Below are 26,891 nucleotides of genomic sequence, written 5' to 3'. Positions count from 1 at the left end.
GGATTACTGGCTCTTCGCCAAGGCGGCGGAGGCGGTCTTTTCGAACCGGTTGTCGAAGATCTTTTCGACGTCGAAGGGCTTGTAGCCGAGCTCCGCCGCCAGCAGGTTAATCGTCTCCTGGTGGCGCTTTTTGACCTCGCTCCAGCCTCCGGAAACAACCTGCTCTCCGGTCAGCTTGACGAGATATTCGCCGTCATCCTGGCTCAGGCCCTGCTGGCCGACGTAATATGTCTTGATCCAGGTTTCCGGGTTCTTGTTCACCCACTCGGTCGCACGTGCCCAAAGCCCGACATATTCGGCGAGAGCCGCCGCCTTTGCCGGATCGTCCAGCACCCATTGCGGTGCATAGAGATGGCCTGGATCATCGCGCAGCCCGTGTTGCACGAGCGTGGCGCCATCGGAGCCGTACTGGGCGATGTAGCGCCTTATATAGACGCCCCCGAGCGGTGCGACATCGACCTGTTTGCTGGCCAGCGCCTTCGGATAGACGTCGCCGGTGCTTGGCAGTTCGACCAGCGTGACGTCGCTTTTCTTGAGGCCTGCGGCGTGGAGTGCGCGAAGTACGAGGGCTCCCTGGGCCTGGCCGGGGCTGAATGCGATGCGTTTGCCGCGGAAATCGGCCAGCGTCTTGATGCCGGCGCCTGGCGCCACGCCGAAACGGTAGATGGGATTGGCAATCGGGTCGCGGCGTTCGCGATAGGCGATGTTGCGAACCGGCAGGTTGTTCCAGTTGGCGAAGATCGAAGGGATTTCGGCCACCGACCCGACGTCGAGCGCCTTGGCGCGGAACGCTTCCGAGGTCTGCGGGCCGCCACTGATATTGGCCCATTTGACTTCGAACGACAGTTCCTTGATCAAACCTGAGACTTCCAGCGCCTTCTGCGTCACCGGATCCCCGACCGTCAGGACCGTCCCCGGCGGCACTTTCGGAAGAAGGGGCGCGTTCGTCTGGGCCGCGACCACCCCGCCCATGGTGCCGAAGGCCAGCAGGCCGAACAGCACGGTTCTCACTGTTTTCACCAATGTCATCGTTGATTTTCCCCTTGTCGTTGCAGGACGCGAAAGTCGATGCACGGAAGGGTGAGATATTTTCTATAAAAGAAATAGACTATTTAATTTAAGAATGCGCCGGATAGTGAAATATCGTCCCAACATGTCGATCGTCGACATGAGAACTGACGACCTTGATGCGGCAACCCGATTTCTTGCTCTAGAGCTACAGCGCCTGCCGATGGTACGCCGAAAGCGCCGGCACATCGCACATCAGCCTCTGGGCCAGAGCCCGCTGGAGAGCGATGTCTCCGCGGTAGCGTGCCTGAAGAAATTGCCCATGGACCTCACGCGCTGCGTTGGGACTTTCCCGAAGCGCCGTGGCGACGGGAACCTCTTCCATCTTGCCCTTGACCCTAATGCGGTCGAGCTCGAAGACCGCGAACGTATCGCCCACGGCCTGCGCGGTCCGTTCGCCCAGCAGTAGCGGCACCCCGTAAGCCTTCGAAGCGCCTTCAAGTCTCGCTGCCAGATTGACAGCGTCCCCGAGTGCAGAATAGTCGAAACGGCTCGTCGAGCCCATGTTGCCGACCACGCATTCGCCGGTATTGATGCCGATCCCGATCGCCAGCGGATAAAAAGTCCGTCCCGTCGCCTCCGCTTCGGCCCTCAGATCGTCGTTCAGCGCCTGCATCGAGTCGAGCATATCAAGCGCTGCTGATACCGCATGGACCGCGTGCGACGGGTCGTCGAGCGGTGCATTCCAGAAGGCCATCAGGCAGTCGCCGATATACTTGTCGATCGTGCCCCCATGTGAAAGCACGATGTCCGACAGCGGTGTCAGCAGCCGGTTGATCAACATCGTCAATTGTTGGGGATCATCCTTGAGCTGTTCGGCGATGGTGGTGAAGCCCCGCACATCGCAGAACAGGATCGAGAGCTCGCGGGTCTCGCCGCCGAGCTTCAGTTTGGATGGATCGCGGGCGAGTTGATCGACCAGTGCGGGTGCCAGATATTGCGAGAAAGCCCGCGTGATCTGCCGGCGGTTCTTCCGCTCCTGGGCATAATCGAGCGTCGCCTGCGCCGCGGCCATGCCGGCAAAGGCGAGCGACGACGCCATAGGGGACAGGAAGACGCGACCGAAGCGCAAGCTGACATAGCTGCCGAAGAACAGCACGACAATCGCCACCGCGCCAAGTGCCACCGTGCGCCAGCCAGTACCTTTCCAGACAAGCACGGAGGCCGCAACGACTGCCGCCAGCAGCAGCAGTTGTTTCATCGGGCCACTGGCTTCGGCGATGGACCTCTTGAGCCGCAGGTTGTCGAGAACGGTCGCCTGGATCTCGGCGCCGGCCGTCAGCTTGCCGTTGTGAACCGTATAGGAGGTCGGAAACGCGTCGGCCCCGCCGTTGTCGATCGACGGCGCATTTTGCAGGCTTAACCCGACTATGGCGATCCGACCCTTGAATATCCCCGGCGGCAGGAAGTTTTCGGGATCGAGGGCCTGGTAGTAGGACACCGTCGGATAGGTGCGGGGGCCGCCGAACATCTGGATGAGGCTTCCCGGCTCAGGCAAACCCGCCTCGATGCCCGCAGCCGTTGCGACCATTGCGGCAAAGCCGTCGTCATAGTCGGGCATCTCGCGCAGCACGCCATCGCGATGCAGGGCGACCGAGGCAATTCCCGTCGGCGCCTGCCGGTCGGAAAACATCTGCAGCGGCATGACCCGGATGAACTGGTCGGCCTGATCCGAGGTCACAAGCGTCTCGTCGCCCGCCAGCACGACATCCGGTCCCAGCGTGGAGGCAAGCGCCTCGTCCTCGGACGGTGCCGACGGTTCGGAAAAGATGATGTCGAGGGCGATCACTTTGGCGCCCGCTGCGCGAAGCTGGGTGATCAATCTCGCATGCAGGCTGCGCGGCCACGGCCACTGCATGTTGATCTCCGCCAGCGACGGCTCATCGATCGCCACGATGATCGGCCCGTCCTCGGCAAGCGGCTCCGCCCAGACGGTCGAGAGATAATCGAAAGCTCGATAGTCAATCAGCGGCCAGCCGGGCAGACGAGCGATGAGTGCCGCCGCCCCGAAGAAGAATGCGGCGAGAACGGCTACCTGAATGCCGCGCGACGAGAAAAAGCGCCGGGCCGAAAAGGAGAAGCCGCGCCCGCCGTCCATCAGAACCGAACTTTGAGCGTGCCTCGGAAGGACCGGCCCCAGCCGGGCGTACCGGCACTCACTTCGATGTCTTCGTCCAGGAGATTGTAGGCGGTGAGATCCAGTTCGAAACGCTTGTCGAAGGGTTCCCAGGTCAGGCTGGCGTCCAGTGTCCAGTAGTCGTCAAGTTCGATACCGCCTTCATCGACACGATCGCCCACATAATTGGCGGCAAGTGTCGCCTTCACATTCGCTTCGTTGACCCAGGTGAGCGCCACCTGTCCTCCCCATTCCGGTACGAAAGGCAAGGGGCCACCAAAGGTCGCGGATGCGGGATCCTCGTCCTTCGAGTCCGTATAGGCGACTATGGACGACAGGCCGAAGCCATGGCCGAGCAAAAGATTGGCACTGACGCTGCCGCGATCGATACGACCTTCTGAGGTGGTGAAAGGGATGGACGACAAGGGAACCGCAATACGCAGATCGTCCAGATCCTGATGCTGGAACTCGACCGCCGTGAAAAAGTCTGGCGTCCATTCCGCATCCCAACGGAAAGCATAGGTGTCGATATAGCCATCGGTTCCCACGGAAACAGGATTAGGCTGAAGACCAACAATACCGATAGGAGAAAGGGTGGGCGTCGAGACGTCCAGGCTGCTTCGCATGAAGCCGGCACGGAGCCACTGCTTCTCAGCTGGTGACCAGGCTATTCCGAAGCGTGGTTCGATCTTCGTACTCGTCGCAGCACTATCTACATAGGTGCCGAAAAGTGCATATTCCGCCTTGAGGTCGGGCGTGATTTCATGCAGCAGATCGACATAGATCCTGCCAACGGCGCCGCGATCCGAAGTGCTGAAGGATGAATCGAGCGCCGGCGGGATCAAAGGAAACGGAACCAGGTTTTCGTAGGTTTGAGATTGACGGGAATCAATCCAACCCCCTTCGATCCCGTACCGCCACGTCAACTTGCCGGATCCGATGGCATGATTTAATGCCGCGACATAAGTATCTTGGCCATATGTGTCAGTTTGAATTCCCAAAGGGATAGGAACGCGAAGAAGATCAAACTCAGCATACCGCCGGTCTTTTGCCTCGATACCGCTATAGAGCAAAGCGGCATTGAGCACATGTTGATAGCCAAATGTGTGGCTCCAGCCTAGCCCCCCGCTGGTGGCTCTCGCCGAAACATTCTGCTGATTGATCTGGGGAAGGGTAAAAGTCAGTGGTGGGAACCCAAAAAGCGTTGACGGATCCGCGTCAACTACAACATCGCGGTTCAGTTCGCTCTTGGCGTCGTTATAGTAGAGGACAAATCGGTCATATGGAGTTGGACTGGCGGTCAGATAACCGTTGCCTCCGATGATCTTGTTCTCCGTATCGAGATCAGTCAGCGCGCCAATATCACGGCTGTCCGGCACCTGCTGCCACTGCAAATTCCCATAGAAGCTGATCGGGAACGGTAGGTTGCTATACCCCTGGACCTCTCCCTCCCCAATATAGTCCAGTTCGCCGCCTGCGGTATTGATCCCCCCGCCGATCGAACCTTCGAAGAACGGCCGTCTCATGATGTTGGCGGAGCGCGAGCGGCCGGAGATGATATGCGGTTCGAGCATCAGGCCCTGCAGGAAGGACGAGAACGCTTGCCCGTTCGGCGCGTTGGTGATGACGTTGTCGCCGTAGAAGTAGTTGTTGACGAACGGATTTGCGCTGCCGCGGATGCTCTGGTCGATATAGGCGGTGCCGGCGAACGGATCGAAGGCGGCGTCGCTGTAATATTCGCCCCAGGCATTCATGCCCTGTAGTCGGAATGCATCGTTCAGCGTCGACCCCGCCTGCTGGTTGGCGCCGAGCGAGGTGAAATCGCCGCCGCGGGCCTTGGAGCGCCGCAGATATTCCTGCGCGTTGCGAATGGCGCCTTCCGAATCGTAATTGTCGATCGCGACCGCGGTGCGCAGGGCGGAAATCACCGGATCATTGTCATCAAGCCGCTCGGCATTTTCCGTTGCCTGCTCGGCCGGTATCCGGTCGCCCTTCTCGTAGTTCGCAGCCGCCAGCAGCAGCTGCGCCTGCGAATATCCGGGATTGGCAACGCTTGCTGCGAGCAGATCGTCGACCGCCTTGTCCAGCTCGCCGGTCTGCAGATAGTACCGACCGCGCGCGACAAGCGCAGTGTCGAAGCCAGGATCGATGGCGAACGCCATGTCGATTTCCCGCTTCGCATCCTCGATGCGGCCGATATCGAGATAAAAGAGCGCCAGGTTCGAATGGCTGAGAGGATCCTGCGGATCGAGCTCTATCGACTTCTTGAAGGCCGCTTCGGCCTCGCGATTGGCGCTCCGCGCCGCCTGGATGTTGCCGATCGCGTTCCAGGTCGTCGAGCCCCCGGGCGCGACCTTGATGGCCGCTTCGAGATCGGCGAGCGCGCCCTGGTAATCACCCTTGAAGCCGGCGCGGAAATGCGAGCGAGCCTCGAGCGCCGTCGGCTCGGCGGGATCAATCGAGAGGGACCGGTTGAGCGCCTCTTCCGCCTGGGCGCGGTCGTTCAGCAGAATGGCAAGCCAGCCGCGATATGCCGGCAGTTCCGGATCGTCCCGATACTGGCGCTCCGCCTCCTGGAGAACCTTTATGGCCGCCCCCAGATCCTGCAGGAAGCCAAGCGCATAGGCGCGCAGAAATGCGCCGTCCGATCCCCCCACCTGTGGCGGAAGTGCCTCGGCCCGGTTGGGGTCGGCAAGCGCGCGGGCGTAATAGCCGCCATAGAGTGCGATGCCCCGTCGTTTCGGGTCGAGCCCGCGCTGCGCCTTCTCGAATAGTTTGGCGGCCTCGGCATAGCGGGTCTCGCTTGCGGCAAGGACCGCCTCGATCAGCGTCACGCGGGCCTGCTGCGAGGCGGAAAGCGGCCGGCCCTTGAGATTTGCCAGCGTCTGCCGCGCCCGCTGCCGGCCTTCGAGCGAAAGCTGGGCTTCGGCAAGTGCGACCCAATCCTCTGCGCTACGGCGCCCGATGGGAATGGCTGCGATACGATCAGCATTGCGGCGCATCTCGGCGACTGGCTGTGCAGACGGCGGCATCCGTTCGAATGCCTCGCGTGGCGGCAGGAAGAACAGCATCTGTTCGCGGTCGTCGGAGTCGACAATGACGATCTTGCGCGGCGCCTGGCCGATCGAGGCGACCGCACCTTCGCCCTGTCGCACTTCGACGCTGCCCTGCGGATTGCTCAGCTGGACGACGCCCTCGAGAACGTTGAGCGAGGTTTGGTCGCCCTTGACCGTCATCGTCCAATCGGTGCCGCGGATCGCCGCTGCCGCCGCCGGCGTTTCAACCCGTACGCCAGGCCCGCCGCGTTCCGCGCGCGCCCAGATAGTACCGGACTGGAGCTCCAGCACAGTGTCGGCACTGGTGCTGGCGGTGATCTGCTTGACGACGAGCGAGGAATTGCGGCCGAGCCGGACCTGCGTCCGGTCTGAAAACAGGATTGCAAGCTGGCCGGTCGCATTGGTGCGCAGCACGTCACCGCTAAGAAGGTCCTGCTTCAGGTCGACGAACTGCCAGTTGGACACGTCGATAAAGCGGACTTCCTCGCCCACCTTGCGGGCAATGACTGCGCCGGCGGCCCGCCCTGACCGTTGGACGGGCTCTGCCGCTGCAGGGGACATCAGCCCGCCAGCAAGTATAGGCAGCGCGATTGCTGCAACATAAAACCGATTGAACGCCCCCGACATACCTCACAACTGCTTAGAAACATGGCAAGTGTCAAGACGACCTTTAGCAATGGCATTGCTTTTCGGGTGGACTGTATTAACAGGGAAACAGTTCGGAACAGGGGAAACGCAAGTTGAGCGACTTCGAAAGCGCGCCGACCGAGATGCTCGAAATGCCGATGGCGTCCGGCGAGATCACCGAGGAATACTTCAACCATGTTCGAAAGATAAACGACGTATTCTACGATCAGATCAAAATATCGGATCAGAAGGCCGCCTATATCTTTACCTTCATGCTTGCTTTTCTGATCTCGTCGAGCGAGGGGCGAGGCGTGTTCACCTTGACGCGTTATACCGAAGGCACGTGGGCCGCAGTGGTTGTTTCGGCTTTGCTCGCCGTCGCTTCGGTCTCGTCAATTCTTTCGGCCATCCTTGTCGTGCTGCCGCGGCGGGTGGAGAAATCCACCTCGCTGTTTTGGGGCACATGGCCGCAGCACAGAGCAATATTCGAGCACGCCGCCCAGCGCAGCGATGTTGGCTATCTCTTCAAGGAATACCTGGACAATGCCGACGTGCTGTCCCTGATCGCCCGGCAGAAATACCGCTGCGTCTCCTATGCCTTCCGCGGAATGCTGTTTACCGTAATCGCATACGTCCTGCTTCTTCTGGTGACCTGACGTTGGGCGGCGTTCCGGCGGCATTTGCGAGGACGGATAACTGCAGCTCGTCGTTGGCATTGAAGAGACCGGCTCGCCGCTCTTAGAAAGATGCCTTGTCCAGCGACTGGATTTCTCGCAGGCGCCAGGCGCGCGGTGTTTCCCCCGTCTGCTTCACGAAGAAACGCGAGAAATAGGCAGGATCGGCAAAGCCGAGGCGATGGCCGACCTCCTGCACGGAGGCGAGCGAGAAAACGAGCTCGCGCTTGGATTCTTCGATCAGCTTGGCGGTGAGCAGGTCGTGCGCCGTGCAGCCCGCCATCGACCGGACAATGCGGTTGAGATGCGTCAGCGAGATGCCAAGTTCGCCCGCATAGAAGGATATCGGCCTGTGCGAGCGGAAATGCTGCTGAATGAGGCCGTTCAGCATGTCCATCCGCCGTTCGCCTTCGTTCGCGGGGAGCTGGTTGAGGTTGTCGGCGTGGGAGATGCGCGCGGTCAGCCTCAGGGCGAGCTTTACATAGGAAGCCAGAAGGTCGTTGCGTCCGTTGTTGCGGTGATCAAACTCCTCGCCAATTCGTTTCAGCGTTTGCACCACGTAGGCAGCATCCGCATTCAGCGGATCGAGCGGGGTGAGGTGCGGTGTCGCGAGCCATTCGCCGAAGCGGCTGCGCTCCCCCGGCTGGTGGCCGAGATGGGAGCTCAGGATGGTGATGACCAGGCCCTCGATATCGCGGGAGAACCGGAAGCCGTGAGTGAGGCCGGGAGGGACGGCGACTATCGCCGGTGGCCGGATGGGATGCGTTTCGCTGCCGAAGGTCGCGTCGCCTGACCCCGCTTCGATGTACAGGATCTGAAAGAATGCCTCATGCCGATGAAGGCGGATTTCCCACTGGTGGCGGCTGCTTCTCGACCTGATGGTTTCGCAATGCAGCCAGAAATCATGCCGTTTGCCCGGATCCTCTCCGTATAGCTGGTAGATCGGTATGTGCCTGTTCATCGGGTATCTCCGGCCGCGATGTTCGGTTTGTCCAATTTTTTGGCTCGAATGTCCATTGCCGGCAATGGGGAAGCCGAGCACAATTCGCCAAAACGAAAAAACACTCGGGAGGAGATCCATGAGAACGCAGGTCGCCATTATCGGCTCCGGGCCGTCGGGCCTCTTGCTTGGCCAGCTTCTGACGGAAGCCGGTATCGACAACATCATCCTTGATCGTGTCGGCAAGGATTACATCCTCGGGCGGGTCCGTGCCGGCGTGCTGGAGGAAGGCACGGTCGGGCTGATCGAGCAGGCCGGAGCCGGCGCGCGGCTGCACGCCGAAGGCCTGCCGCACGAGGGCTTCTCGCTCGCCTTCGACGGCCGCGATCACCGGATCGATCTCCACGGGTTGACCGGCGGCAAGCGCGTCATGGTCTATGGCCAGACGGAAGTGACCCGCGACCTGATGGAACGTCGCGAGGCAAGCGGAGCCCGGACGATCTACGAAGCCGCCAATGTCATGCCCCATGATTTTGACACCGGCTCCCCCTTCGTCACCTACGAAATGGACGGCAGCACCCATCGCATCGACTGCGATTTCATAGCCGGTTGCGATGGTTTTCACGGCCCGAGCCGCAACGCCGTGCCGAAAAGCGCAATCCGTGTTTTCGAAAAGATCTATCCGTTCGGTTGGCTCGGTATCCTGGCGGAGGTCGCGCCCGTCAATCATGAGTTGATCTATGCAAACCATCCTCGGGGTTTCGCGCTTTGTTCGATGCGATCGGCGACCCGCAGCCGCTACTATATCCAATGCGCCCTCGACGAGAAGATCGAGGACTGGAGCGACGACCGGTTCTGGGACGAACTTCGCCGCCGCCTGCCTGCGCATCATGCGGAAGCGCTGATCACCGCACCGTCGTTCGAGAAGTCGATCGCACCGTTGCGCTCGTTCGTTGCCGAGCCGATGCGGTTCGGCAGCATGTTCCTCGTCGGGGATGCAGCCCATATCGTGCCACCGACGGGAGCCAAGGGGTTGAACCTGGCTGCAAGCGACGTGCACTACCTTTTTAATGGGCTGCGGGAGCACTATCGGGACGGCTCCGACGCCGGTATCAACGCCTATTCCGAGAAGGCGCTAGCGCGCGTATGGAAAGCGGTGCGCTTCTCCTGGTGGATGACGACGATGATGCATCGTTTTCCCGACACGGGCGAATTCGACCAGAGAATCCAGGAAGCTGAGCTGGACTATCTGACTCATTCGCGGGCAGCTTCGACGGCGCTTGCGGAAAACTATGTGGGCTTGCCCCTCTGACGCGGTATCGATCGGGCGTAGATCGGCAATGCTACGCGGCTGCCCGAAATTGAGAGCTGTCAGCCGGTCTCCGCTTTCTGCTGATAACCCCGCTTCACCTTGCTGAGGACAAGTGCCAAACACCGGCGCTCCGCTTCCTGCCGCGAGCCGAACAGATCGATGCGGAAACGCCCCTTGGTGCCGATGCGACCCCAGTTGCGGGTGAGCGCCGCGCCCTCGAAAAGATCGGGCTCGACGGTGAGCACGTAGAAGCGGGCCATGTTTCGGGCGGGGTCGCGGCGGGTGAGGAGAAGTGGTTCGTTGGTCATGCCGGCAGAATCGCAAGTCCGGATTCCGCCGTCCAACGACATGATTGAATCGATCCGGCCTCAACGATTCACGGCGCTGATGGGTTCAGCGTAGCAGGGATTTCAGGAGCCTTGCGACGCCCCTCAGCGGTTCCAGATAACGCTCCGCCATTTCAACCGCAGGGACGCTTGCCGCCGGTGCGCCGATGTTGATCGCGGCGACCACCCGGCCACGGTCGTTTTCCAGCGGCACCGCGATCGAGCAGAGACCGAGCTCCAGTTCCTGGTCGATGACCGCGAAACCCTGTTCGCGAACGCGGGCGAGCTCCTCCATCAGCCGGATGGGGTCGGTCAGCGTTCGGGGCGTGAAGGGTTTCAGGTTGCTCTGTTTCAGGAGCGCCAGGCTCTCGCTATCGGGCATGGCCGCCAGCAGGACGCGGCCCATCGAGGCGCAATAGGCGGGGAGGCGGCTGCCGGGCATCAGGTTGATCGACATCACCCGCTTTTGCGAAGCGCGGGCGATATAAACGACCTCGGTACCGTCGAGCACGCTTGCGGATGCGCTCTGGTGAACCTCCTCGGCGAGCTTGTCGAGAAAAGGCTGGACGATGTGGGGCAGGGGGGTGGCGGAGAGATAGGCATGGCCGAGCCGCAGAATCTTCGGCGTCAGCACGAAGAATTTTCCATCATAATCGGCATAACCGAGTTCGGCCAAGGTCAGCAGGCAGCGGCGGGCTGTTGCCCGGTCGAGCCCGGTCGCCTTTGCCACGTCCGCGATCGCCAGCCGCGGCGTGGTTTCGCCAAAAGCCTCGATCACCTTCAGGCCTCTCGCGAAGCCGCTGACGAAATCCGTTTCCTGCATGGTCTTCCCTGTGCCCGGTGTCGATGCAATGTAAGGCCATGAGGATGTGCACGCTCCGCATCGCCAGTTTGCATAATATGTGCGATATATGAACAAAGGTCAATTACCGCACATATTTCTTGCTGTCCCTGCCGTGCTGATCTATCTGTTTTCCAGGAGGCACGGCGGGCACGTTCGCCGGGTATAGCGAAGGAGATATCCCGTATGGACAAGACAATCGGGAGCACGGCGGAAGCCGTCTCCGAGATCAGTGATGGCGCGACCATCATGATCGGCGGTTTTGGCGGATCAGGCGCCCCGATCGAGCTGATCCATGCCCTGATCGACAAGGGGATCAAGGACTTAACCGTCATCAACAACAATGCCGGCAACGGCCGCATCGGCATTGCCGCGATGATCGACGCGGGCATGGTCAGGAAGATGATCTGCTCGTTTCCGAAGTCGTCGGATCCGCGCGCCTTTACCGACCGTTATCTCGCAGGCCTGATCGAGCTTGAACTCGTGCCGCAGGGCACGCTTGCCGAGCGCATCCGCGCCGGCGGCGCCGGCATTCCGGCCTTCTACACACCGACCGCCTACGGCACCGAACTTGCCAACGGCAAGGTGATCGCCGAGTTCGACGGCCGCCACTACGTGCAGGAGCGCTGGCTGAAGGCGGATTTCGCCATCGTCAAGGCGCAGCTCGGCGATCCGTTGGGCAACCTCACCTACAACAAGGCCGGCCGCAACTTTAACCCGCTGATGTGCATGGCCGCGGCCAAGACGATCGTGCAGGTCTCGAAGATCGTGCCGCCTGGCGGCATCGATCCCGAACATGTCGTAACACCCGGCATCTTCATCGACCGCGTCGTCGAGGTCGCCAACCCGCAGCAGGAAGAAGAGCTCATCCGCGCCGGAGTGGCCTACGTCCCAGGAGCCCAGGCATGACCATCGATACGCGCGAAGACATCAAGCTTTCCAACGCCCAGATCGCCTGGCGCGCCGCCCAGGACATAAAGGACGGCGCCTATGTGAACCTCGGCATCGGTTTTCCGGAAATGGTCGCCCGCTACCAGCCGCCCGGCCGCGAGGCGATCTTCCACACCGAAAATGGCATCCTCAACTTCGGCGAAGCGCCGGCCGAAGGCGAGGAGGACTGGGACCTGATCAACGCCGGCAAGAAGGCCGTGACGCTGAAGCCGGGCGCTGCCTTCTTCCACCATGCCGACAGCTTTGCCATGGTGCGCGGCGGCCATCTCGACGTCGCCATATTGGGCGCGCTGCAGGTGGCCCAGAACGGCGACCTCGCCAACTGGCGTGTCGGCTCCAAGGGCGTGCCTGCCGTCGGTGGCGCCATGGACCTCGTGCACGGCGCCAAGCAGGTCTGCGTCATCACCGAACACGTCACCAAGAATGGCGACCCGAAATTAGTTGAAGCTTGTACCTTTCCGCTGACCGGCGTTGCCTGTATCACTCGGGTCTATACGAGCCATGCCGTCATCGACATCGTCGAGAAGCATTTCGTCCTGCGCGAAAAGCTGGCCGGCATGACAGTCGAGGAACTGCAGGCCATGACCGGCGCCCGCCTCCATATCGATGGACCGGTCGCCGATCTCGTCGTGCCGAAACTGTGAGAGAGAAGATCATGACCGAAGCCTATATCTGCGATTATATCCGCACTCCGATCGGCCGTTTCGGCGGTTCGCTCTCCGCCGTCCGTGCCGACGATCTTGGCGCCATTCCCTTGAAAGCGTTGATGGAACGGAATGCGTCCGTTGATTGGGAAGCGGTTGCCGACGTCATCTACGGCTGCGCCAACCAGGCGGGCGAAGACAACCGCAACGTCGCGCGCATGTCGGCGCTGCTTGCCGGCCTGCCGGTCAGTGTCGGCGGCACCACCATGAACCGCCTCTGCGGTTCGGGCATGGATGCGGTCATCACCGCCGCCCGCGCCATCAAGGCCGGCGAAGCCGAACTGATGATCGCCGGCGGCGTCGAAAGCATGTCCAGAGCGCCCTTCGTGATGCCGAAGGCCGACATCGCGTTCTCGCGCAATGCCGAGATCTACGACACCACGATCGGCTGGCGTTTCGTCAACCCGCTGATGAAGAAGCAGTATGGCGTCGATTCCATGCCGGAAACCGGCGACAACGTGGCGATCGACTACAAGGTTTCCCGCGAGGACCAGGATGCGTTTGCAGTCCGCAGCCAGGCAAAAGCCTCGGCGGTTCAAGAGAACGGCCGTCTCTCCAAGGAAATCACCTCGGTGACCATCCCGCAGCGGAAGGGCGATCCGGTGGTCGTTTCGAAGGACGAACATCCGCGCGCGACCAACATGGAGGCGCTCGCCAAGCTCAGGGTACTGAACAAGATCGAGGGCGCGACGGTGACCGCCGGCAACGCGTCGGGCGTCAACGACGGCGCCGCAGCCCTGATCATCGCTTCGGAGGCGGCGGCGAAGAAGTATGGATTGACCCCGATCGCCCGCATCATGGGCGGTGCCACCGCTGGCGTTCCGCCGCGCATCATGGGCATCGGCCCGGCCCCTGCCACGCAGAAGCTTTGCGCCCGTCTCGGCATCTCGCCGAAGGATTTCGACGTGATCGAGCTCAACGAAGCCTTTGCAAGCCAGGGCATCGCCGTCCTGCGTGAACTCGGCCTCCAGGAGGACGCCGAATACATCAACCCGAACGGCGGCGCGATCGCGCTCGGCCACCCGCTCGGCATGTCCGGCGCCCGCATCTCCGGCACGGCAGCACTCGAACTGTCGCTCCGCAAGGGCAGATACGCACTCGCCACGATGTGCATCGGCGTCGGGCAGGGGATCGCGGTGGCGCTGGAACGCGTTTAACACCCGTTTCCCACTCGCTATTATGGATCGAGACCGGCACTGTTGCCGGCCTCTTTATTGTGGTACTATGTAGTGGTACCAATCAGCATGAAGAAACGCCATCGCGCCACGCTTGAGCTGATCTATGCAAGGCCCGCCAGCGGTTCGATCCGATGGGTGGATATCGAGGCCATGTTCGTAGCGCTTGGTGCGGACGTGACCGAGCGGGAGGGATCCAGGGTCGGCGTCGTACTGTTCGGCGAGGTCAGGGTATTTCATCGCCCACATCCATCGCCCGATACGGACAAGGGCGCCGTCGCCAGCATTCGAAAATGGCTTGAAAGCCATGGAGTGAAACCATGAAGAACGTCATCTCAATCGAAGGCCACAAAGCGGTTGTCTCGCTTGATCCGGAGATCGGCATGTTTCGCGGGGAGTTCCTCGGCCTGAATGGCGGCGCCGACTTCTACTCCGACAGTCTCGATGGCCTGATGGCGGAGGGTCAAAAGTCGCTCCAGACCTTCCTTGAAATCTGCAAGGAAAAGGGGATTGAGCCTTTTCGCTCGTTTTCGGGAAGATTCAACGTCCGGCTCGATCCGCGCACCCATGAAGCGGCCGTCATCGCCGCTACCGCCAACGATCAAAGCCTCAACGAATGGCTTGCCGAAACAATCGCAACCGCGGCACGGTCGTAGTGGCACGGCTCGCGTAAATTTGACATTGCCGCCCATTTTCACCTGACACATCGTCGCAACCGGGCGTCAGGCCTTGGGTCCCGCATCCGCAGGGCCTATATAAGGCCGGCCGCAAATGCGGCGGAACCCAAGGTTTTGAGATGAGCGACGAATTGCAGGGACGCGCGGCACATATCGCGGCGATCCGGGAACGCGCGGAAGCGGAAATGAAGGCGATCGGCATCGACGACGCCTTCATCGGCACGTTGGTCGATACGTTTTACGGCCGCATACTGGAGCATCCGGAACTGGGGCCTGTGTTCGACGCACGGCTTTCCGGACGCTGGCCGGAGCATATGGCGAAAATGAAAAGCTTCTGGTCCTCCGTCGCCTTCCGCAACGGTGCCTATGGCGGAAAGCCGGTCCAGGCGCATGCAGGCGTCGCCAACATGAGCCCCGAGCTTTTCCCGAAATGGCTGGAGCTGTTTGCCGCGACGCTGGACGACATTGCTCCGAGCCCGGAGGCGAAAGCCTGGTTCATGACAACGGCTGAGCGCATCGCAAAAAGCCTGACGCTATCGCTCTTCTACAATCCGGCGCTCGACGACCCGGCGCTCAAGCAGGCCTGACGGCTGGCGGCGACCTGATGTCTAGAGGTCGCGGCCCGCATCCAGTGCTTCCTCGGCCTCATCGATCGACATCTCGAAGATCCTCTTGCCGATATCGAAGCTGAAACCTGCCCTGGCGAAGGCGGAAAACTCCTTGGCCTTGCGTTTTTCGTCGAGCTCGTTCTTGCGGAACGGCCCGAAGGCGCGTTTGCGGGCCAGGATGAGGGCCGCGTGGAAATCATCCGCCTCGGCAATCGCGGCCGCGACGGTGCTGCTCGCCACGCCCTTCTGCGACAGTTTCTGGGCAATGGCCCGTCTGGACCTGCCGCCGCGCATGCCCGAGCGAGTGCTCATTTCGGCAAAGGCGGCATCATCCAGCGCCTTGTTGTCATAGGCGAATTTCACGGCGAATTCGGCAAGCGCCCTGACCTGGGTCTCGCCGATATCCTCGAATTTCTCACGTGCCTTGCGCGCTATGGCGTCGAAGAGCTGCTTTTCCGTGTGCATGCGCCGGTTTATGCGATAGATCGTCGAATTGCGCGCCCAGGAGAGCATGCGCGGCGTCGGCGCGTCGGATTGCGGCGTCTCGTCGTCCAGATTCAGTTTAAGCCTCCGACCGCTTTTACCGCCGCTTCCTGCGATGCGGCGCTGGACTTCTTACATCATGTCGCCGCGGCGAAACAACATCATCAGCGGCTGCTGCGTCATACGGCAGGAACGGCCTTCAGCACATCCTGATGCACGACGATCCGGGCGTGATAGGGGACGCGCGTATAGAGGTCCATGACGTCCTGGTTGACCAAGCGCACGCAGCCCGACGACGTCGCCTTGCCGATCGAGGCCCATTCCGGCGAGCCATGCAGGCGGTAGAGCGTATCCTGGCCATTCTGAAAGATGTAGAGGGCGCGTGCACCAAGCGGGTTCTTGATACCCGGATCCATGCCGCCGTTCTCGATGGAGAACTTCTTGAGGCTCGGCTGGCGCGCGACCATCTCGTTCGGCGGTTTCCAGCGCGGCCAGGGCTGGCGCCAGTGGATGACGCCTTCGCCCTGCCAGGCAAAACCGTCCTTGCCGATGCCGACGCCGTAACGCATCGCCGTGCCGCCGGGCTCCACCACGTAGAGGAAACGGCCAGGCGTATCGACGACCACCGTGCCCGGCAGTTCGCCGGTCGGATCGACCACGCGCTGGCGATAATATTTCGGGTCGATCTGCTTGTAGGGGATTGCCGGCAACAAGTGGCCGCTGTCCTCGACGGCGGCGTATCGGGCCTGCAGCTCCGCTTCGCTCGGGGGCTCGATCGGACGGCGGGCCATTTCCGGGACCGGAGCCCGTTCAGCGGTGGTGGCGCAGCCGGCAAGCGTCGCGGTCATCGAGACGGAGCCTATAACGAAGGCGCGCCGCGACATCTGGTATTCGCTGGTCATGGACCGAAAGATCTTTCTGAAAATCAACGTATGTGAGCTAGTAGCGGTTTCCAGCCCAGACCAGCAAGGCGCCACGCATCACATCACGGTAACCTTGCCGTCATCGAAGGCTGGCAAATTCAATCCGTTGCCCTGGCCTCGTAAAACGCCCTGACGTCACCAGCAAAACTCCTGCGCGAATCCGGCTTGGTGTAGAACATGTGCCCGCCGCGATAGACCTTGAGGTCGGCGCGGCCGGCGGCGAGTTCGGGCGGCAGGTGGTCGATGACGTAGCGGCTGGCGCCGTAAGGCGTCAGCGCGTCGCTGTAGCCGTGGGCGATCATCAGCTTGAAGGACGGGATGACCGAAAGCAGGTCGCGGATATCGGTGCTGGCGCTGGCGAGCGAGCGCGAATCTCCGCCATGGCTGCCGTTCCACTCCCAGCGGCGGTTCACTTCCTCGTTCAGCAGCGAATAGGTCATTTCGGTCGCAAAGCCGAGTTCGTTGCGGGCATAGGCGGCAAAGGTGGCGCCATAAGCGCGCGTGTAACCTTCGAGGATCGGATCGTCGTTGCGGGTCGAGGATTCTTCCGGATAGGCATCCGGCACCCCATAGGAGGCGTCGTAGGGGCTGACGATTTTTCCCGGTCCTCCCATCTGCTTGGCATAGACATCGCCGACGAAACCGCGGGTTCGGGCGACGACGTCCCTTGGAATGCCGGTGAGTTCGGACACCCGACCGTAGAACACCTCGGCCTCCTGGCCGGTGGGGAAGGCACCGGCTAGTCGAACGAGATAGTCGCCGCTCGCGAAACGCTCGGCATCGGCAAGCTTTTCCGGCGTGAACTGGTTGCGGCGCTCCAGCTCGGCTGCGGCGAGCGAGGGAAGCTGTAGCGCCGCACTCAAGGGATCGTCGGAATTGGCGAGGAACCGGCCTTCGACCAGCGGCGACAGCATGACGATGCCCGAAGCCAGCATCCCCTGACTGTTCTTCAGAGACACGGCGACCTTGGCGGCGCGAAAACCGCCGTAACTCTCACCGAGCAGGTATTTCGGCGCATCGAGCCGGTTGTTCTTCTGGACATAGAGCGCGATCGCCTTGGACAGGCTGTCGGCATCCTGCCGCACGCCGTAATAGGCACCGGCCGCGTCATTGCTGGCGGCGCGGCTCCAGCCGGTACCGATGGGATCGATCAGCACGAGATCGGTGAAAGCGAGCCAGCTTTCGGGATTGTCCTTCAGCCGGGGCGTTGTGCCGTTGTCGCCGGTCGCGCCGAATTCCAGGATCTTCGGGCCGACGAGGCCAAGATGCAGATAGGCGGAGGCAGCGCCCGGACCGCCGTTGAAGGCGAAGGTGAGCGGCCGGCCGGGTTCGCGGTTTTTGGCGATATAGGCGGTGTAGAAAATCTTCGCCGAGCGGTTGCCGTCCTGACCGAACAGATCGAGCGTGCCGGCCGTCGCGGTATAGGGAAGGTCGCCGGAAGGCGCCTTGAAGACGTGTTCGGTGGTGGAATCGGCCGGGATCAGACTGAATATGCCGCCGCCGGCGCCTTGCTCCGTCTGACGGCCGCGCTCGCGGTTCTCGTCACCGCCGCGCGGCTGCTGCGCTAGAACTGGCGCTGAGAGGGCAAGGACTACGGCGAGAGATGCAATCAATCGATGAAACGTCAAAACTGAAATCCTCCTTGGCCAGCCGCACCCTATGTAGGGCGGCGCGCCGATCCGCAAAACTCAACTCCTATTGATCGACGGGGGCAGGGGCCCTCGGCTCGCCAATTTTCAATGTTTTCGCAGCGGTGCCCTGCAAATAACGGTGCAAATCCGCGGCCGGCGGTGCGGATTTCTACGCGAACGATGGCGACAAGCGCACATAAAATTTACGCTCGCGCCCATGATTCCCAAGGCCGTATCACCGAAGACGTCGTTTCAGCCCATGCCGGCAGCTCGCTGGGCAGGTCCCCAGACCTTTGCCGCAGACACCGCGGATGCGGCATTCATGGCGGGTGGGGCACTTTATCCGCTCGACCAGATCGTCCGGGCCGAACCGGACTGGGCCGGCGCCTGGCGGCAGCGGCTGGCGCTGAAATGCGCGGCAGCGGCCGTTCGGCTTGCGGGGCGTTCGGAAGACGAGGCGGGGCTGCGCGATGCCTGGCTGTTGCGCAAGCCGGGAGATGATCCCGGTCCGGCCGGACAGATTCTTTCCGCCTGGAAGCGGCTTGGCTCGCGTTCGGCCGCGCTCGATGCAGAGGTGCTGCAGGCGACAGCCGGCATGCTTGGCATCAAATGGGACGAGCCGCTGGCATCGCTCGCGCAGGTTTTTGACGACCTCGGCCTCAGCGGATCAGCCGCACCGTTCGCGGCTGCGGCGATCATCCGCGAGACGCACGCCATCCGTCCCGACGCCGAAGCGCTCGGCTGGTGGCTGGCCGATCTCCTTCTGGCGCAGAAGCTGCGCTGGCCCGTGCCCGTGCCGCTGTTGATGAGCCAGCGCTTTTCTTCGGTGTTCCGCGCCGAGGGTGGGCGCGGCCGCGTCCGGCCTGGCGAAGAAGGGTTCGACCGGGCGATCTGCCTTGCCCTGGTGTATGCCGCGACCGAAGCCGGCCGGCTGGCGGCGGAGATTGCCCGGCGCGCCGAGCGGCTTGCCCTCGTCACGCCAAAGCTGCGTGCGAAAGGAGCGGAGGACGGGCTACGCCTGCTGCTCTCCGATGACGCCGTGTCGGGCTCGCTGCAAACGCCGAACCTTTCCCGTTTCGCGTCGCGCCGGCTGTTCGAGCGGCTGCAGCAGCTGGAAGCGGTGCGCGAGCTTTCCGGCCGCCCCACCTTCCGCATCTACGGGCTCTGAGCATGGCGAAGCGTGCACGGCAGATCGTCATCGACAAGGAACTTCTCCAGCTGACGCAGGAGGAGCGGCATCGCCAATGGGCGGCGCGGGTGGAGGCGGTGATCTTTGCCTCTTCCGAGCCCGTCACGCGGAAAGCGCTGGAGCGCGTCGTCGGCGAGGAATGCGATATCGAAGCGATCATCGAGGAGATCCGCGAGTCACTCGGCGGCCGGCCTTATGAACTCGTCGCGGTCGCCGGCGGCTGGCAGCATCGCACCCGGCCGGAATTTGCCGATGTCATCCATGCTTCCGGCGCCGCAAACGCGCCTCCGGCAGATCTGACCGATCACCAGGCCTTGGTGCTGATGACGATCGGTTACTTCCAGCCGGTGACGCGCGCCGAAATTTCGAAGATTTTCGGGCGCGAAGTGAGCCGCGATACGATCGCGACGCTCCGGCAGCTCGGCTTCCTCGCCTCCGGCCCGCGCAGTCCGACGCCCGGCGCGCCCTATACCTACATCACCACGCCGGCCTTCCTCACCGCCTTCGGTTTCGACACGCTGCGCGACCTGCCGGATACGGAAATGCTGGAGGACGCCGGACTGCTGAGCCGCACGCTGCCGGTCGATGATTTCGTCGAGCCGGAGCTCGAAGACGACGACGACTGACAACGGCGCTTGAAATGTGTGGATATTGAGCTCATGTTGAGCATTTGATGATCAAAACCGGATCAGGACTTTCTCATGGCTCATGTTTTTGAAATCGGCGCAGCCGCTTTCCGTGAACCCCAGTCCGCGCTTCTGTCGGCGCGGCGGGTGTCCGACCTTCTCGGCCTGACGCATGCGGAACTGGCGAAACTGATCGGCGTCGCCCGCAATACGCTGACGGCCAAAAGCGGCGCCCGCAAGGTCGATATGGCGCTCTCCCCGGTCGTGCGCATTCTGGCGATGGCGAGCGAGATGGCCGGCGACGAAAACCGGGCGGCGATCTGGTTCAAGCACCAGCCGATCCCCGGCTGGGCCGGCAAGACGGCTTACGACCTCGTCGGCGAGGGCAAGGCAGACAAGGTGCTCGCCTATCTGGAGGCGGTGCGCTCCGGCGTTTATGCCTGAACCGATAATCCTCTGGCGTGCCTATGTGCCGCGCTGGGCGCATGCGCCGCTTTCCGGCGACGGCGCTGCCCGTTTCGGCGGACGCTGGAACCCGGTCGGCGCAGCGACCGTCTATGCCGCGCGCGAGCTTTCCACCGCCTGGGCGGAGTACAATCAGGGCTTCGTCCAGCATCCGGCCCTGATCGCCCAGCTTCGGCTCGACGGCGCGCGGCTCGCGGATCTGACCAACCCCGAAGTTCTGGCCGGTCTTGGCATCGGCGAGGCGATCCACCGCTGCGAATGGCGCGATGATCTCGACGCCGGGCGGGTGCCGCCAACGCATCTCCTCAGAGAGAGGCTGCGGCAGGAGGGCCACGACGGTGTCGTCTATCCATCCTTCATGTCGCCGGGCGGAACCTGTGTCGCCCTCTGGCACTGGAACGGCAAGGACCAACCGAAGCTCACGATCACGGACCCCGACGGTCGGCTGCCGAAAAGCCCGGCTTCCTGGCTATAGTCGACGACGTAGTTTCTTTCCGCGAATGGAATCGATCCGACGCCGCAGGAAATCCACAACCGCTCAATGTCACACCCACAGCTGTATGGAAAATGCTCCGTTCAACCTTGGCATTTAAAATTTAGCGGAATGTAATGTTTTGGATGCATGATGGGCCGAGAGAAAGCGGTGCACAATGCAGCAAAACATCCGTATCACATCGCACGTCACGATCGTGCTGACATTGCTGACAGCCCTGACAGCGCTGCTTCTCGCCGGCTTCATGTGGCTTGCCTCGGCCAAGGTGGACGATCTCGCCTTGATCCGCCAGAAGGGTTACGTCGAGCAGGGCCTCGACGAGCAGGTGAAAGCCGTACAGCATGAACTGGAAAGCGTTACGGTGTGGAACGACGCGGTCCTGCTTGTTGCCAAGGACGATCACCCCTGGATTGCCGAGAATATCGGTACATGGATGCACAAATATTTCAGCCATGACCGCACCTACGTGTTCAACGAGCGGGACGAACTGGTCTTCGCCATGCGGAACGGCGAGGATATTGCGGCCCTGACCTTTCTCGACGATGAAAAGGCTGCGGCTGCCGTGCGGGAAAATGTCCGTGCGGTGCTCCACAAACGGATCGCACCCGGCGGTTCCACTCCTCCGGTGCTTGCCGAGATTTTCGCGGAGAAGATCCTCTCGATCGCCGGCCGGCCCGCGGTCGTCAGCGCAAGACCGATCGTCCCGAGCAGCGACGAGATTTCACTTGAGGCCGGCAAGGAGTTCATCGCGGTTGCCGTCAGATTCCTGGACGCCAGCGCGGTCGAAAAAATCGCTCGTTACGCGCGGCTCGAAACGCTGCATTTTACCACCGACGCGGCCGAATCGACTGCGGCCATTCCGGTCATGGCCACTGCCGGCCAGACGCTCGGATATATGGCATGGAAGCCCATCCGGCCGGGCCTGATGCTCATCGAGCAGATCGCTCCGGTCGGCATTGCCGGCATCATCGTGGCGATGGGCGTGGTGATCTTCCTGGGCCTCGGCCTGCGCAAGACAACCCTCGACCTGTCCGAGAGCCGTCTGGCGCTGATGCGCCACCGCGACCAGCTCGAAGAGAGCGTCAGGCTCCGGACGGCGGAGATCGAGCGCCAGCGGGAGGAACTCGACAGGCTCCTGGCGCAGGAGCGGCATGTGAACGCCCTGCAACGTCAGTTCGTCACCATGGCTTCCCATGAGTTCCGCACGCCGCTTGCCATCATCGATGCCGCAGCGCAGCGCCTGTCGCGCACCAAAACCAACCAGAAGCCCGAATATGTGGAAGAAAAGTCGGCCCAGATCCGCTCCGCCGTGCTGCGCATGGTGGACCTGATGGAGAGCATCCTGTCGGCGGGCCGGCTGGAGACCGGCAAGACGACGCTGAAGCCGGAGCGCCTCTCGCTGGCGGAAATCATCGAAGCCTGCTGTGCCCGACAGATGGATGTTCGCAAATCCCACACGATTCACCGGGACCTTTCGCATCTGCCGCAGGCGATCCTTGCCGACCGCACCACGATCGAACAGGTCTTCACCAACCTGCTTTCGAATGCCGTCAAATATGCCCCCCACGCGCCGGACATCCATATCCGGACCTCGACGAAGAACGGCATGTCCTATGTGTCGATCCAGGATGCCGGCATCGGCATGGATGCCGAAGACCTGCCGAAGCTTTTCCAGCCCTATTACCGGGCCCGCAGCGCGACCGGCATCGCCGGCACGGGCATCGGCCTCAATCTCGTCAAGCAGATCGTCGATCTGCATGGCGGTTCGATCTCCGTCGAAAGCGTGCTCGGCCGGGGAACAACATTCACGGTGGCGCTCCCGAACAAGGGACCGCTCGCAAATCTCATCAAACGTGCAGCTTAGGGAATAGCAGGATGATTACCGTACTATGCATCGACGACGAAGCGGATATCCGCCAGCTCATCGTCGAGGAACTGGCGGACGCCGGATTTGCAACTCTGGAGGCGGCCAACGGGCAGGAGGGTCTCGAAGCCATCCTGGCGTATTGGCCGGACATCGTCATCTGCGACATTTCGATGCCCGTCATGGACGGTCATCAGCTCCTGGCGGAAATCCAGATGAACCACGCCGAGCTCTTCAACATCCCCTTCATCCTGCTGTCGGCCTTGACCGACAAGGACAATGTGTTGACGGGCCTGCGGGCAGGGGCGGCGGACTATCTGACCAAGCCGATCGATTTCGATCTTCTGCTGGCAAAGCTCGCCGGCTGCATCGCCCGCCTCGAAAACGACCGAGCCGTCGGCCGCGCGCTCTGATTTCACGGCAAGGCGGCGTTGACCAGCCTGCAGCGGGCGTCGAGCCTATCGATGCACCGCTGCGGGTCTCGCCGTGTTTTGAGCTTGCGCGATTTTCCGGACGAGGCTTCGCCGGGGGCGAGGCTTTTGTCACTCACCCTTGGAGGGTTCGTCGCGTTCGCGAAGATTGCGGGCGACGAGGCGACAGAGGTCGCGGAGCTGCTGGTAGCTTTCCTGCGGCAGGAACGAAAACACTTCGCGCTCGATGGCGTCGGCGGCTGCATCGCAGGCCTTGATCATCCGCTTGCCTTCGGTCGTCAGGCTCATGCGCAGGATACGGCGGTTGGCCGGATCCTCCTTGCGGGTGATGAGATTGCGGCGCTGCAGCCCGCCGATCAGCTCGTTCATCGTCTGCGGCGTCACGAAGAAACGGCGCGACAGTTCGGCCGAGGAGAGGCCTTCGCGGCTGCCGATCACGCTCAGCACCGTATACTGGATTCCAGTCATCTGCAGCGCCGACAGTGCGGCCTCCAGCCGGCTGCGCACGGCATGATTTGCCTGGTTCAGGAAGTAGATTGCCCGGGGCTGCTGCATCACCCAGTCGCTGGTGCTTGCTTCTTCGGGCTTCATGTCTTCAGCCATCACGATGCGGCGACCTTCTACAAAACGGTTATATGAGCGGGGTAGCGGAGAAAATGCAGCCGCACAAGCCGGGTTGCACGAAACCCTCAACTTACTGAGGCGCCAAGCCGCATCGACAGGGATCTGGCAGCGTGCAGCGTGGCGGTCAGCGGCAGGCCCGAAGGCGTAATATCGAAGCCATCCTGGCGGCCGAGTACGGTGATGACCGCTTTCAGGTGCGCCCGGTGATCGAAGACGGGAGCGGCAACGGCAGAAAAATTCGGAACCGTGGACGGTAGCGTTGCGGCATAACCTTCGCGGCGGACATCCGTGAGTTCGGTTATGAAACGCGCGGCCGAGGCCTCCGCTTCGCCATCCTGTTGCATCATGGCGCGCAGGTGGTGTTCCCATTCGACGTTCGGCAGGTTGGCCATGAAGACCCGGCCGGTCGCGGTCGGCCAGAGGCGTACAAGCGATCCGACCTTGATCTCGTAGACGCTGTCGGAGCGGCCCTCGATCTTGTCGACCACGACAGGCGCATCGCCGTTCCACACCGCCAGGGTCACCGTCTCGCCGAGTTCGGCGGCAAGCTGCGAGATTGACGCACGCGCAAGGCTAAGAAAATCGGTGCGCGAAAGCGAGGCAAGCCCGAGCTGCAGCGCCGAATCGCCGAGATCGTAAAGGCCGGACAGCCGGTCCTGTGCGGCAAAACCAGTGCGCACTAGGCTGACCAGATAACCATGCGCCATGCTGGGCGTCATCCCGGCAGCAGCGGCGATATCGTTCAGCCGCAACGCGCGGCCGGCATGCTGGATTGCCGTCAGCACCTTCAGTCCCTTTTCAAGCGACTGGATGCCAGCGCCCTTGGTTTCCGGGCCCTTGCCTGCCGTTTTCTGTTTTACCGACGCGTCCATGACCTCTCCGCTTGACGTCCTCATTCATCTTTATACAATATAACTGAATGATTTCAAGAATATTGAAATCGACGCGAAGGATAGGGAGGAGACCTTGGCGGAATATCTGGTTTGTTCGGAGGATGAGATCGCCGATGGCGGCCGCAAGGTCGTCGCCTGCGGGGAGCGGGAAATCGGCATTTTTCGGGTAAAAGGCGCTCTGCATGCCTGGCACAACATGTGCCCGCATCGTCAGGGCCCGATCTGTCAGGGACGCATCTATCCTCAAGTCATCGAACCCGTCGATGAAAGGCAGGAGGTGCGGACGCTTCAATACAATGAAGAGAACATGCACGTCGCCTGTCCGTGGCATGGCTGGGAATTCAACCTGGAGACAGGCCGCAACGCCGGGCCGGCCAAATACCGCCTTCACCGTGCCGAACTGGCGATCCGGGAGGGGCAGGTCTATGTCGTCCTCTGAACCCACATTACGCAACGACCCCTATGGCTGGATCGAGGACGCAACTGCCGAGATCGAGAAGGCGACGGCCGAACTGCTGGAAAACGGCGAAGCATCGCGCGTCTCCGACGAGGCGGTGGCGCGGATGATGACGGCGGCGATCCGGCTCTACGTCGCCAAGAGCGATGGCGAGGAACGCACGTTCCGACCGCTGACCGGCACCCGCGACGAGACGGTGACCGCCACCGAGGCGCTCTCCGCGGTCTCGGAAGTCCTGCGCGCCCTGCATCTCGGGCCGATGGAACTGGCACTCTGGTACCGGCGCAGGCCGGATGAACTTTGAGGCATAAATCCACTCTTTCGCCTGAGGAGAGCGAACATGGATATTTCCAACAAGGATCGCGCCCGCGAATTGCCGGTGCAGCAGATCGATGTCTTCACCGATACGCGCGACATCCTCGCGCATGCCAATAAGGCGGCCAGGAAGCGCGGTTTCGAGGACTGGCTGATCTGCGACGTGGACGCCCACCACACCGAGACGATTTCCTGGCATGAACTGGTGCAATATATCGAGGACCCGGTCATCCGCCACCAGGCGATGCTCTTCCACGACGAGAAGATGGGCACCGCCTCCTACGGTTTGAACGGCGACATGGGCCTGAAATACCAGGATGTCGGCGGTCGTATTCCGCACCAGGCCGGCATTCGCGAACAGGTCGATGACGGCGTACATCGCGACGTGACGCTGTCTCGCCGGGCGATGAGCGCGCTCGGCGTCGATTACATGGTGCTCTTCCCGACGCCGATGCTGACGCTCGGGCTACATCCGCAGCCGGAAATGGAGGTCTATCTCGGCCGCGCCTATAACCGCTGGCTGATCGACAAGGTGCTCTCCAAGGACGACCGGCTGAAGACGCTCGCCTACCTGCCGTTCAACGTGCCCAAGGAAGCCGAACGCACCATCGAGGAATTCGCCGGCCAGCCGGGTGTCATCGGCTTCTGCGTTCCGTCCACCCGCCATAAGCCGGTGCACCACAACGACTACATGCGCGTCTATGCGATGCTCGAGGAGCGCAACCTGCCGATCGCCTTCCATGCCGCCTATCATTGGCAGGATCAGTCGCTGTCGACCATCAACCGCTTCCTCGGCATGCATGCGCTTGGCTTCGTCTGGTGCAATATGGTGCACATGACCAACTGGATCCTGAACGGTATTCCGGAGCGTTTCCCGAAACTGAAAAGCATCTGGGTGGAAAGCGGGCTCGCCTGGATCCCCTTCCTGATGCAGCGGCTCGACGACCAGTACCTGATGCGGCCGTCGGAAGCGCCGCAGCTGAAAAAGCTGCCGAGCGAATATATGCGTGAAAACTGCTGGTATACGACCCAGCCGATGGAAACGGTGAACATGAAGGCGCTGCAATTGACGCTGGAGATGATCAACGCCGAGAGCCAACTCCTGTTTGCATCCGACTGGCCGCATTTCGATTTCGACCTGCCGCAGGAAATCTACGACCTGCCATTCCTGAGCGAACAGGCGAAACGGAATATCCTCGGGCTGAATGCGGCAAAGTTGTTCAATCTGGACCCGACGCCGCGCAAGACCTTGTAGGCGGGGAGGGTGCGTAGAGCCCCTCCCCCTTGTGGGGAGGGGTTGGGGAGGGGTCTTCGCTCCGCATCAAAAACCCTTCCCGCCTGCCGGCCACCCTCCCCACAAGGGGGAGGGTTAAGATCGCAGCGCCGCCACAGTTTTTCATGGGCTTCCTCTTCGTCTAAAAA

At 61.9% G+C, this 26,891-nt stretch carries 28 protein-coding genes; 17 read left to right on the top strand and 11 right to left on the bottom strand.

The window, feature by feature from the left end:
• Positions 1–3: 3 nt before the first annotated feature.
• From ACSQ3G_RS26885 to ACSQ3G_RS26875, 3 genes are all read right to left on the bottom strand, one after another.
• Complete coding sequence (locus ACSQ3G_RS26885) at positions 4–1,029, bottom strand: ABC transporter substrate-binding protein (protein ID WP_436112422.1); 1,026 nt, start codon at positions 1,027–1,029, stop codon at positions 4–6.
• Between the two features lie 187 nt (positions 1,030–1,216).
• Positions 1,217–3,166 carry a CHASE2 domain-containing protein gene (locus ACSQ3G_RS26880; protein WP_436112421.1) on the bottom strand — a complete coding sequence of 650 codons (1,950 nt, stop codon included), beginning with the start codon at positions 3,164–3,166 and terminating at the stop codon, positions 1,217–1,219.
• Complete coding sequence (locus ACSQ3G_RS26875) at positions 3,166–6,867, bottom strand: FecR domain-containing protein (RefSeq protein WP_436112420.1); 3,702 nt, start codon at positions 6,865–6,867, stop codon at positions 3,166–3,168. The genes ACSQ3G_RS26880 and ACSQ3G_RS26875 overlap by 1 nt, the downstream gene beginning before the upstream one ends.
• A gap of 113 nt (positions 6,868–6,980) precedes the next feature.
• On the opposite strand from ACSQ3G_RS26875, the gene ACSQ3G_RS26870 reads away from it, so the two are divergent.
• On the top strand, positions 6,981–7,523 hold the full coding sequence (locus ACSQ3G_RS26870; RefSeq protein ID WP_436112419.1) for a Pycsar system effector family protein: 543 nt from the start codon (positions 6,981–6,983) through the stop codon (positions 7,521–7,523).
• Between the two features lie 82 nt (positions 7,524–7,605).
• Here the strand turns inward: ACSQ3G_RS26870 and ACSQ3G_RS26865 are convergent, their stop codons facing one another.
• On the bottom strand, positions 7,606–8,502 hold the full coding sequence (locus ACSQ3G_RS26865) for a helix-turn-helix domain-containing protein (protein WP_436112418.1): 897 nt from the start codon (positions 8,500–8,502) through the stop codon (positions 7,606–7,608).
• Between the two features lie 118 nt (positions 8,503–8,620).
• On the opposite strand from ACSQ3G_RS26865, the gene pobA reads away from it, so the two are divergent.
• Positions 8,621–9,793 (top strand): 4-hydroxybenzoate 3-monooxygenase, encoded by a 1,173-nt coding sequence (gene pobA, locus ACSQ3G_RS26860; RefSeq protein WP_436112417.1) that lies wholly within the window; start codon positions 8,621–8,623, stop codon positions 9,791–9,793.
• Between the two features lie 59 nt (positions 9,794–9,852).
• Here pobA and ACSQ3G_RS26855 read toward each other — a convergent pair whose 3' ends face one another.
• Both ACSQ3G_RS26855 and ACSQ3G_RS26850 read right to left on the bottom strand, forming a co-directional pair.
• A complete protein-coding gene (locus ACSQ3G_RS26855; protein WP_436112416.1) occupies positions 9,853–10,101 on the bottom strand; it encodes a WGR domain-containing protein in 249 nt (82 codons plus the stop codon).
• 85 nt (positions 10,102–10,186) lie between these two features.
• Positions 10,187–10,942, bottom strand: a complete 756-nt coding sequence (locus ACSQ3G_RS26850) for an IclR family transcriptional regulator (protein WP_436112415.1) — start codon at positions 10,940–10,942, stop codon at positions 10,187–10,189.
• A gap of 204 nt (positions 10,943–11,146) precedes the next feature.
• Between ACSQ3G_RS26850 and ACSQ3G_RS26845 the strand changes: the two genes are divergently transcribed.
• The 6 genes from ACSQ3G_RS26845 (at position 11,147) to ACSQ3G_RS26820 (ending at position 15,054) form a co-directional block, all read left to right on the top strand.
• Entirely contained in the window at positions 11,147–11,869 is a 723-nt protein-coding gene (locus ACSQ3G_RS26845; protein WP_436112414.1) for a 3-oxoacid CoA-transferase subunit A, read from the top strand.
• Positions 11,866–12,555: a CoA transferase subunit B gene (locus ACSQ3G_RS26840; protein WP_436112413.1), complete on the top strand. Its 690-nt coding sequence runs from the start codon at positions 11,866–11,868 to the stop codon at positions 12,553–12,555. Before ACSQ3G_RS26845 ends, ACSQ3G_RS26840 begins: the two co-directional genes overlap by 4 nt.
• A gap of 11 nt (positions 12,556–12,566) precedes the next feature.
• A complete protein-coding gene (gene pcaF / locus ACSQ3G_RS26835) occupies positions 12,567–13,772 on the top strand; it encodes a 3-oxoadipyl-CoA thiolase (RefSeq protein WP_436112412.1) in 1,206 nt (401 codons plus the stop codon).
• 87 nt (positions 13,773–13,859) lie between these two features.
• On the top strand, positions 13,860–14,114 hold the full coding sequence (locus ACSQ3G_RS26830; RefSeq protein WP_436112411.1) for a type II toxin-antitoxin system HicA family toxin: 255 nt from the start codon (positions 13,860–13,862) through the stop codon (positions 14,112–14,114).
• The gene (locus tag ACSQ3G_RS26825) at positions 14,111–14,446 is read left to right on the top strand and encodes a type II toxin-antitoxin system HicB family antitoxin (RefSeq protein ID WP_436112410.1); all 336 of its coding nucleotides are present in this window, start codon (positions 14,111–14,113) and stop codon (positions 14,444–14,446) included. Before ACSQ3G_RS26830 ends, ACSQ3G_RS26825 begins: the two co-directional genes overlap by 4 nt.
• A 140-nt stretch (positions 14,447–14,586) precedes the next feature.
• Complete coding sequence (locus ACSQ3G_RS26820) at positions 14,587–15,054, top strand: group III truncated hemoglobin (protein ID WP_436112409.1); 468 nt, start codon at positions 14,587–14,589, stop codon at positions 15,052–15,054.
• A 21-nt stretch (positions 15,055–15,075) separates the two neighbouring features.
• Here ACSQ3G_RS26820 and recX read toward each other — a convergent pair whose 3' ends face one another.
• The 3 genes from recX to ACSQ3G_RS26805 all read right to left on the bottom strand — a co-directional run bounded on the left by recX (position 15,076) and on the right by ACSQ3G_RS26805 (position 18,109).
• Positions 15,076–15,630, bottom strand: a complete 555-nt coding sequence (gene recX / locus ACSQ3G_RS26815) for a recombination regulator RecX (protein WP_436113198.1) — start codon at positions 15,628–15,630, stop codon at positions 15,076–15,078.
• Positions 15,631–15,737: 107 nt separating this feature from the next.
• A complete protein-coding gene (locus ACSQ3G_RS26810) occupies positions 15,738–16,460 on the bottom strand; it encodes a L,D-transpeptidase (protein ID WP_345926605.1) in 723 nt (240 codons plus the stop codon).
• A gap of 119 nt (positions 16,461–16,579) precedes the next feature.
• On the bottom strand, positions 16,580–18,109 hold the full coding sequence (locus tag ACSQ3G_RS26805; protein WP_436112408.1) for a S10 family peptidase: 1,530 nt from the start codon (positions 18,107–18,109) through the stop codon (positions 16,580–16,582).
• 262 nt (positions 18,110–18,371) lie between these two features.
• On the opposite strand from ACSQ3G_RS26805, the gene ACSQ3G_RS26800 reads away from it, so the two are divergent.
• The 6 genes from ACSQ3G_RS26800 (at position 18,372) to ACSQ3G_RS26775 (ending at position 23,162) form a co-directional block, all read left to right on the top strand.
• Positions 18,372–19,280 carry a DUF1403 family protein gene (locus ACSQ3G_RS26800; protein ID WP_436112407.1) on the top strand — a complete coding sequence of 303 codons (909 nt, stop codon included), beginning with the start codon at positions 18,372–18,374 and terminating at the stop codon, positions 19,278–19,280.
• A 2-nt stretch (positions 19,281–19,282) separates the two neighbouring features.
• Positions 19,283–19,927: an SMC-Scp complex subunit ScpB gene (gene scpB / locus ACSQ3G_RS26795; RefSeq protein ID WP_436112406.1), complete on the top strand. Its 645-nt coding sequence runs from the start codon at positions 19,283–19,285 to the stop codon at positions 19,925–19,927.
• A gap of 75 nt (positions 19,928–20,002) precedes the next feature.
• Positions 20,003–20,371 carry an antitoxin Xre/MbcA/ParS toxin-binding domain-containing protein gene (locus ACSQ3G_RS26790; RefSeq protein WP_436112405.1) on the top strand — a complete coding sequence of 123 codons (369 nt, stop codon included), beginning with the start codon at positions 20,003–20,005 and terminating at the stop codon, positions 20,369–20,371.
• Positions 20,364–20,867 carry an RES family NAD+ phosphorylase gene (locus ACSQ3G_RS26785; RefSeq protein ID WP_436112404.1) on the top strand — a complete coding sequence of 168 codons (504 nt, stop codon included), beginning with the start codon at positions 20,364–20,366 and terminating at the stop codon, positions 20,865–20,867. Before ACSQ3G_RS26790 ends, ACSQ3G_RS26785 begins: the two co-directional genes overlap by 8 nt.
• 175 nt (positions 20,868–21,042) lie before the next feature.
• Positions 21,043–22,749 (top strand): sensor histidine kinase, encoded by a 1,707-nt coding sequence (locus ACSQ3G_RS26780; protein ID WP_436112403.1) that lies wholly within the window; start codon positions 21,043–21,045, stop codon positions 22,747–22,749.
• An 11-nt stretch (positions 22,750–22,760) separates the two neighbouring features.
• A complete protein-coding gene (locus ACSQ3G_RS26775; RefSeq protein ID WP_037084919.1) occupies positions 22,761–23,162 on the top strand; it encodes a response regulator transcription factor in 402 nt (133 codons plus the stop codon).
• 129 nt (positions 23,163–23,291) lie between these two features.
• Here ACSQ3G_RS26775 and ACSQ3G_RS26770 read toward each other — a convergent pair whose 3' ends face one another.
• Positions 23,292–23,771, bottom strand: a complete 480-nt coding sequence (locus tag ACSQ3G_RS26770; protein WP_436112402.1) for a MarR family winged helix-turn-helix transcriptional regulator — start codon at positions 23,769–23,771, stop codon at positions 23,292–23,294.
• A 98-nt stretch (positions 23,772–23,869) separates the two neighbouring features.
• Entirely contained in the window at positions 23,870–24,676 is an 807-nt protein-coding gene (locus ACSQ3G_RS26765) for an IclR family transcriptional regulator (protein ID WP_436112401.1), read from the bottom strand.
• 94 nt (positions 24,677–24,770) lie between these two features.
• On the opposite strand from ACSQ3G_RS26765, the gene ACSQ3G_RS26760 reads away from it, so the two are divergent.
• Genes ACSQ3G_RS26760 through ACSQ3G_RS26750 form a run of 3 tightly spaced genes read left to right on the top strand, consistent with a single transcriptional unit; the run spans position 24,771 to position 26,724 of the window.
• Complete coding sequence (locus tag ACSQ3G_RS26760; RefSeq protein ID WP_046668926.1) at positions 24,771–25,136, top strand: Rieske (2Fe-2S) protein; 366 nt, start codon at positions 24,771–24,773, stop codon at positions 25,134–25,136.
• On the top strand, positions 25,123–25,458 hold the full coding sequence (locus tag ACSQ3G_RS26755; protein ID WP_436112400.1) for a hypothetical protein: 336 nt from the start codon (positions 25,123–25,125) through the stop codon (positions 25,456–25,458). Before ACSQ3G_RS26760 ends, ACSQ3G_RS26755 begins: the two co-directional genes overlap by 14 nt.
• A gap of 36 nt (positions 25,459–25,494) precedes the next feature.
• The gene (locus ACSQ3G_RS26750; RefSeq protein ID WP_105435057.1) at positions 25,495–26,724 is read left to right on the top strand and encodes an amidohydrolase family protein; all 1,230 of its coding nucleotides are present in this window, start codon (positions 25,495–25,497) and stop codon (positions 26,722–26,724) included.
• Positions 26,725–26,891: the final 167 nt, after the last annotated feature.

The sequence above is a fragment of the Neorhizobium tomejilense genome, assembly GCF_964254135.1.
In the GTDB taxonomy this organism is placed as follows: Bacteria; Pseudomonadota; Alphaproteobacteria; order Rhizobiales; family Rhizobiaceae; genus Neorhizobium; species Neorhizobium tomejilense.
This window is presented reverse-complemented; position numbering and strand designations above follow the sequence as displayed.

Excerpts from the sequence above, each read along its gene's own strand:
- ACSQ3G_RS26770 (WP_436112402.1), bottom strand. The coding sequence starts at position 23,771 with ATGAAGCCCGAAGAAGCAAGCACCAGCGACTGGGTGATGCAGCAGCCC.
- ACSQ3G_RS26885 (WP_436112422.1), bottom strand. The coding sequence starts at position 1,029 with ATGACATTGGTGAAAACAGTGAGAACCGTGCTGTTCGGCCTGCTGGCC.
- ACSQ3G_RS26780 (WP_436112403.1), top strand. The coding sequence starts at position 21,043 with ATGCAGCAAAACATCCGTATCACATCGCACGTCACGATCGTGCTGACA.
- ACSQ3G_RS26790 (WP_436112405.1), top strand. The coding sequence starts at position 20,003 with ATGGCTCATGTTTTTGAAATCGGCGCAGCCGCTTTCCGTGAACCCCAG.
- ACSQ3G_RS26810 (WP_345926605.1), bottom strand. The coding sequence starts at position 16,460 with ATGACCAGCGAATACCAGATGTCGCGGCGCGCCTTCGTTATAGGCTCC.
- ACSQ3G_RS26880 (WP_436112421.1), bottom strand. The coding sequence starts at position 3,166 with ATGGACGGCGGGCGCGGCTTCTCCTTTTCGGCCCGGCGCTTTTTCTCG.
- ACSQ3G_RS26875 (WP_436112420.1), bottom strand. The coding sequence starts at position 6,867 with ATGTCGGGGGCGTTCAATCGGTTTTATGTTGCAGCAATCGCGCTGCCT.
- ACSQ3G_RS26820 (WP_436112409.1), top strand. The coding sequence starts at position 14,587 with ATGAGCGACGAATTGCAGGGACGCGCGGCACATATCGCGGCGATCCGG.
- pobA (WP_436112417.1), top strand. The coding sequence starts at position 8,621 with ATGAGAACGCAGGTCGCCATTATCGGCTCCGGGCCGTCGGGCCTCTTG.
- pcaF (WP_436112412.1), top strand. The coding sequence starts at position 12,567 with ATGACCGAAGCCTATATCTGCGATTATATCCGCACTCCGATCGGCCGT.
- ACSQ3G_RS26850 (WP_436112415.1), bottom strand. The coding sequence starts at position 10,942 with ATGCAGGAAACGGATTTCGTCAGCGGCTTCGCGAGAGGCCTGAAGGTG.
- ACSQ3G_RS26855 (WP_436112416.1), bottom strand. The coding sequence starts at position 10,101 with ATGACCAACGAACCACTTCTCCTCACCCGCCGCGACCCCGCCCGAAAC.
- ACSQ3G_RS26840 (WP_436112413.1), top strand. The coding sequence starts at position 11,866 with ATGACCATCGATACGCGCGAAGACATCAAGCTTTCCAACGCCCAGATC.
- ACSQ3G_RS26755 (WP_436112400.1), top strand. The coding sequence starts at position 25,123 with ATGTCGTCCTCTGAACCCACATTACGCAACGACCCCTATGGCTGGATC.
- ACSQ3G_RS26865 (WP_436112418.1), bottom strand. The coding sequence starts at position 8,502 with ATGAACAGGCACATACCGATCTACCAGCTATACGGAGAGGATCCGGGC.
- ACSQ3G_RS26775 (WP_037084919.1), top strand. The coding sequence starts at position 22,761 with ATGATTACCGTACTATGCATCGACGACGAAGCGGATATCCGCCAGCTC.
- ACSQ3G_RS26800 (WP_436112407.1), top strand. The coding sequence starts at position 18,372 with ATGCCGGCAGCTCGCTGGGCAGGTCCCCAGACCTTTGCCGCAGACACC.
- ACSQ3G_RS26750 (WP_105435057.1), top strand. The coding sequence starts at position 25,495 with ATGGATATTTCCAACAAGGATCGCGCCCGCGAATTGCCGGTGCAGCAG.
- scpB (WP_436112406.1), top strand. The coding sequence starts at position 19,283 with ATGGCGAAGCGTGCACGGCAGATCGTCATCGACAAGGAACTTCTCCAG.
- ACSQ3G_RS26845 (WP_436112414.1), top strand. The coding sequence starts at position 11,147 with ATGGACAAGACAATCGGGAGCACGGCGGAAGCCGTCTCCGAGATCAGT.
- ACSQ3G_RS26825 (WP_436112410.1), top strand. The coding sequence starts at position 14,111 with ATGAAGAACGTCATCTCAATCGAAGGCCACAAAGCGGTTGTCTCGCTT.
- ACSQ3G_RS26830 (WP_436112411.1), top strand. The coding sequence starts at position 13,860 with ATGAAGAAACGCCATCGCGCCACGCTTGAGCTGATCTATGCAAGGCCC.
- ACSQ3G_RS26765 (WP_436112401.1), bottom strand. The coding sequence starts at position 24,676 with ATGGACGCGTCGGTAAAACAGAAAACGGCAGGCAAGGGCCCGGAAACC.
- ACSQ3G_RS26785 (WP_436112404.1), top strand. The coding sequence starts at position 20,364 with ATGCCTGAACCGATAATCCTCTGGCGTGCCTATGTGCCGCGCTGGGCG.